5 protein-coding genes are annotated in these 5,156 nt (G+C 72.2%); all 5 read left to right on the forward strand.

What is annotated here, in order from left to right; genetic code table 11:
- On the forward strand, positions 1–389 hold a 389-nt coding region (locus tag UWG_RS0106390; protein WP_016906371.1), incomplete at its 5' end, for a DUF5063 domain-containing protein.
- 253 nt (positions 390–642) lie between these two features.
- On the forward strand, positions 643–1,953 hold the full coding sequence (locus UWG_RS0106395; protein WP_016906372.1) for an aspartate kinase: 1,311 nt from the start codon (positions 643–645) through the stop codon (positions 1,951–1,953).
- Positions 1,954–2,227: 274 nt separating this feature from the next.
- Positions 2,228–2,845: a SigE family RNA polymerase sigma factor gene (locus UWG_RS0106400; RefSeq protein ID WP_237720001.1), complete on the forward strand. Its 618-nt coding sequence runs from the start codon at positions 2,228–2,230 to the stop codon at positions 2,843–2,845.
- On the forward strand, positions 2,842–3,936 hold the full coding sequence (locus UWG_RS0106405; protein WP_237720002.1) for a hypothetical protein: 1,095 nt from the start codon (positions 2,842–2,844) through the stop codon (positions 3,934–3,936). Before UWG_RS0106400 ends, UWG_RS0106405 begins: the two co-directional genes overlap by 4 nt.
- Positions 3,937–4,311: 375 nt before the next feature.
- A partial coding sequence (locus UWG_RS29570; protein ID WP_050988516.1) for an SURF1 family protein occupies positions 4,312–5,156 on the forward strand: 845 nt, incomplete at its 3' end.

Genomic DNA, 5,156 nt, shown 5'->3' on the forward strand with positions numbered 1-5,156 from the left:
TGCTCGACCCGATCGACGTCTACTCCGAGGTCTTCGACCCGTACGAGCCGCGGACCGCGCCCGTCCCCTGCCGCATCTCGGACGACCTCGCCGACGCGGTAGCGGCGCTGCGGCACGGCATGGCCCACTACGACACGGGCCGGGTCAGCGAGGCGCTGTGGTGGTGGCAGTTCTCCTACCTCACCAACTGGGGTCCGACGGTGTCGGCTTCGCTCCGGGCCCTCCAGTCGCTCGTCGCGCACGTGCGGCAGGACACCCCGCTGGGCGATCTCCAAGGCCTCGACACGGACAGCGGCGCGGCGTCGGACGACGGCGCCCTGGAGGCGGAGGCCGGCGCGGTGATGGCGGCGGAGATCGGCGAGCCCCTCGGGATGCGCGGGGAGCGTTGAGCACCCGGCAACTTCCCGCCTCCGTACGGCGGTTGCCGAGCCCGCCGCCCCGGTGCGTGACACACCGCTACAGCCGCGCACGTACCGTCGTGTGAGGTGTCTAACGATCCGCCGCGGCCCCCGTGTGCACGGGCCGGGAGCGGGAATGCGCGGCTTTGGACGAGCGGGTGACGGGCGCCCGCTCGTTAGACTGAGCCGATCGTCGGGTCCCGGCCAAAGGACCCAGAACGACTGATTCGAGGAGCGAGCACACGTGGGCCTTGTCGTGCAGAAGTACGGCGGCTCCTCCGTTGCCGATGCCGCGGGCATCAAGCGTGTCGCCAAGCGGATCGTCGATGCCAAGAAGCGCGGCCACCAGGTCGTCGTCGTGGTGTCGGCGATGGGTGACAGCACGGACGAGCTGATCGATCTTGCCTCGGAGGTATCGCCGGTCGCCTCCGGACGCGAGTTCGACATGCTGCTGACCGCCGGAGAGCGGATCTCCATGGCGCTGCTGGCCATGGCGATCAAAGCCCTCGGCAGCGAGGCGCAGTCGTTCACCGGCAGCCAGGCGGGACTGATCACCGACTCCGTGCACAACAAGGCGCGGATCATCGACGTCACCCCCGGCCGCATCCAGAGTTCCGTCGACGAGGGCAACATCGCGATCGTCGCCGGCTTCCAGGGCGTCTCGCAGGACAGCAAGGACATCACCACGCTGGGCCGCGGCGGGAGCGACACCACGGCCGTCGCGCTCGCCGCCGCGCTCGACGCGGAGGTCTGCGAGATCTACACCGACGTCGACGGCGTCTTCACCGCGGACCCGCGCGTCGTGCAGTCCGCGAGGAAGATCGACTGGATCTCCTTCGAGGACATGCTGGAGCTCGCGAGCTCCGGCTCCAAGGTGCTGCTGCACCGGTGCGTCGAGTACGCACGCCGCTACAACATCCCGATCCACGTGCGGTCCTCGTTCTCCGGCCTGGAGGGCACCTGGGTCAGCAACGAGGACCCTCGGCGTGCGCGAGGAAGCGCCGGCGAGAAGAGTCAGCAAGGGGAGCAATCGATGGAGCAGGCGCTGATCTCGGGTGTCGCCCATGACACGTCCGAAGCCAAGGTCACGGTCGTCGGCGTCCCGGACAAGCCGGGCGAGGCCGCCGCGATCTTCCGCGTCATCGCGGACTCGCAGGTCAACATCGACATGGTGGTGCAGAACGTCTCGGCGGCTTCGACAGGGCTCACCGACATCTCGTTCACGCTCCCCAAGAGCGAGGGCAAGAAGGCGATCTCGGCGCTGGAGCGGGCGCAGGGCACCATCGGCTACGACTCCCTCCGCTACGACGACCAGATCGCCAAGATCTCCCTCGTCGGCGCCGGAATGAAGACCAACCCCGGCGTCACGGCGACGTTCTTCGACGCGCTCTCCAACGCGGGCGTCAACATCGAGCTCATCTCCACCTCGGAGATCCGCATCTCGGTCGTCACCCGCGAGGAGCTCGTCGACGAGGCGGTGCGCGCGGTGCACTCGGCCTTCGGCCTCGACAGCGCCGGCGACGAGGCGGTCGTCTACGGCGGCACCGGCCGCTGACCCCGGCCACCTTCAAAACCCCGGTCACTGGCCAACGCCCTTCCACTGCGTGAGAATTCGCTCTTCGTCCTGCTGCAACCGGCGGCTGGACGGGGGGCGTCTTCGCTTCCATGGCCGGAGGCCCGGGGGACGTGTCCGAGCAGCCGTGGAGGACGGGGCATTGAGGATGAGTGGTGCGGATGCGGGCGACCGTCGTGAGAGCGAGCACGCTGTCCCGCGCGTACAACCCTGACGGGGGGCGGCGTGTCCAACAGGCGTGGCAGAGGTACTCGGAATGGCAACGGCACTCGGGCGCCCCGGTACGCGGACCGGCGGTGTGCCCGTGATCGCCCCCTGGTCTTCGGCTGGTCGCACCGCTGCGCCCGCACGCTCCGCAGAGACTGACGACGCGATGACAGCCGGCACCACCGTCGACCACCTCACCGAGACCTACCGCACCCACTACAAGTCCCTGCTCGGCCTCGCGGCCCTCCTCCTCGACGACACCGCCTCGTGCGAGGACGTCGTCCAAGAGGCGTTCATCCGCGTCCACTCGGCACGCAAGCGGGTGCGCGATCCGGAGAAGACTCTCGCCTACCTGCGGCAGACGGTCGTCAACCTCTCCCGCTCCGCGCTCCGTCGCCGCATCATCGGGCTGAAGCTGCTCTCGAAGCCCATGCCGGACATGGCGAGCGCCGAGGAGGGCGCGTACGAGCGGCTCGAGCGGGACGACCTGATCAACGCGATGCGGGGTCTGCAACGCCGGCAGCGCGAGGTGCTCGTGCTGCGCTACTTCGCGGACATGACCGAGGCGCAGGTCGCCGAGGTGCTCGGCCTCTCGCTGGGGTCCGTGAAGGCGTACGGTTCGCGCGGCATCGCGGCGTTGCGCGTCGCCATGGAGGCAGCGTCATGAGTGATCTCCACGGGCGTCCCGGGGCACCGGACGAGGACCCGAGGGGCGTGGACGGCGGCGAGGAGACGCCGCAGCGCGGCGGCGGGTTCGAGCCGGACGGCCTCGACGAGGACGCGCTGCGGAGCCTCTTCCACGGCAGCGTCGCCGACCTGGAGCCCTCGCCCGACGCACTGGAACGGCTCCACCACGCCGTGCCGGTACGCCGGGCGCGACGCAGGCAGGCGCTGGTCGGCGCGGGCGCGCTCGCGGTCGTCGCAGCCGTCGGCATCCCGGTGTTCCTCTTCGGCGGCGTCCTCCCCGACGACGACCGCGACTCGGTCACCGCGCACGAGACGCAGGGCCAGACGCAGGGCCCGGCGGCCGGGGCAGGCGAGAGCAGCCGCGGCACCGAGGGCAGTGAGGACAGCGGCGAGTCCGCCGGCGGCCGCCACAGCGAGGGGCAGGGCCCGAGCGGCGAGCGGCAGGACACGGAGGGCGCCGACCGCGGAGCCGACCCCAGCGACACCCTCGTCGGCAGCGCCCCGAGCTGCGGACGCGAGCAACTCGGCGCCGGCTCGGGGGATTCGGGCGAACCGGACGAGCAGGGCAGGGTCTACGGCAGCTTCCGCGTCACCAACACCTCGGGCGAGGCGTGCAGCGTCCAGGGCGAGGGCGTCGTGGGCGCCGCGATGCAGGGCACCTCGACGCGCAAGCCCGTGCGGATCGTCGACCACACCCCGGGAGACCCGGCCGCCGGGCTCCCCGATCCGGCGAGCGAGGCGGACGAGCTCGTCCTCGAACCGGGCGCCGCGTACCTCGTCAGGTTCGCCTGGGTCCCCGACTCGGCCACCTGCAAGGACAGCAGCGCCCCGCCGGGCGGCGAAGGCCCCGGCGCGGTCGCCGGCGACGGAACCGGCGAGGAGAGCGACGACGAGGGGGACGAGGGCAAGGACGACGACGGCGGCGAGGGCGGCTCCGGCGGCCCGGAGGAGGACCCGCTCGTCGTCATCAGCCACACCCCCGACGGCGGCACACCGCAGGCGGCCGACACCGCGGTGAAGAGCTCCTGCCCGGGGACCGTCTACCGCACGGGGGTGCTCCCCGCGGGGTGAGCGGCCCACCGGGGTCCTGCGCGAACGTCTCCTCGCGGGACCGGAGTTGCGCGGTTGTGCCCCCGGAGCTGACCACTCGACGTGCGCGGTACGGCGGGGCTCGGCGGCCGGGGGAGCGGATCGATGGATTCCGCGCGGAAGAGCTTGTCGACGCCCTGACCGCCGGGGACGGGAGCGTCCCCGCCCGACGGTGCGAGTGGACCCCATGCCCGACGGGCCCGGCGGACTGCCGGTTCGGTCCGCCCGCAAACGCCCGAGCGCATCAACTGATCGACCGCGCCCGGGAAGCCGAGCCGACGCCGGCCCGGAGCGCCGCGCGCCGTCGGAACCTCCCCGCCGGAACGTGCCGATTGTCCCCCGCGTACCGTGGGCTTCGTGTACCGGTTCCTGCTGACCCCGCGGTGGTGGGGGATCAACATCTTCGCCGTACTGGCGATCCCGGTCTGCCTCTTCATGGGGAGCTGGCAGCTGAGCCGCTTCGACGCGCGCGTCGAGAACCACCAGGAGCGGCAGGAGTACTCGGCGGAGGCGGAGCAGGCGCAGGCGGAGCCGCTCCGGGACCTGCTCCCCGTCACCGACGAGAGCGTCGACCGCACGGCGCGCGTCGAGGGGCGGTACGACACCGGGCACCCGCTGCTCGTCCCCGACAGGCGGCTCGACGAAGAGCAGGGCTCCTACGTGCTCGACCTGCTGCTCCCGAAGGGCGGAGGGAAGGCCGTGCCCGTCGTCCGCGGCTGGCTGCCGGGCGAGCCCGACGCGTCCGACGTGCCGCCGCCGGAGCGCGGCGAGGTCGCCGTCGAGGGCGTACTCCAGGCGCCCGAGTCGCACGACCGGGCCGGGCGCGAGGCCCAGGGCGCCCTGCCCGAGGGGCAGTTGGGGTTCGTCAGCCCCGCGCCGCTGATCAACCTCGTGCCGTACGAGGTCGAGTCGGCCTGGCTCACGGTGCAGGACACCGAGGGGAAGCTGCGCCCCGTCCCCCCGGCCGCCGCCGACAACACCGGGCTCGACATGAAGGCGTTCCAGAACCTCGGCTACACGGCGGAGTGGTTCGTCTTCGCCGGCTTCGTCGTCTTCATGTGGTTCCGCCTCTTCCGCCGCGAGGCCGAGCTGGTCCGGGACGCGGAGCTCGGCCTCCGCCCGGGCGACGGGGGACCGGCGGGCGGCACGTCCCCCGGCACCCCGCGGCCCGAAGGGCCCCCCGAGGCGGACGGCGAGCCCGC

It is taken from the genome of Streptomyces xiaopingdaonensis (assembly GCF_000262345.1).
Classification (GTDB): Bacteria; Actinomycetota; Actinomycetes; order Streptomycetales; family Streptomycetaceae; genus Streptomyces; species Streptomyces xiaopingdaonensis.

Excerpts from the sequence above, each read along its gene's own strand:
- UWG_RS0106400 (WP_237720001.1), top strand. The coding sequence starts at position 2,228 with ATGGCAACGGCACTCGGGCGCCCCGGTACGCGGACCGGCGGTGTGCCC.
- UWG_RS0106405 (WP_237720002.1), top strand. The coding sequence starts at position 2,842 with ATGAGTGATCTCCACGGGCGTCCCGGGGCACCGGACGAGGACCCGAGG.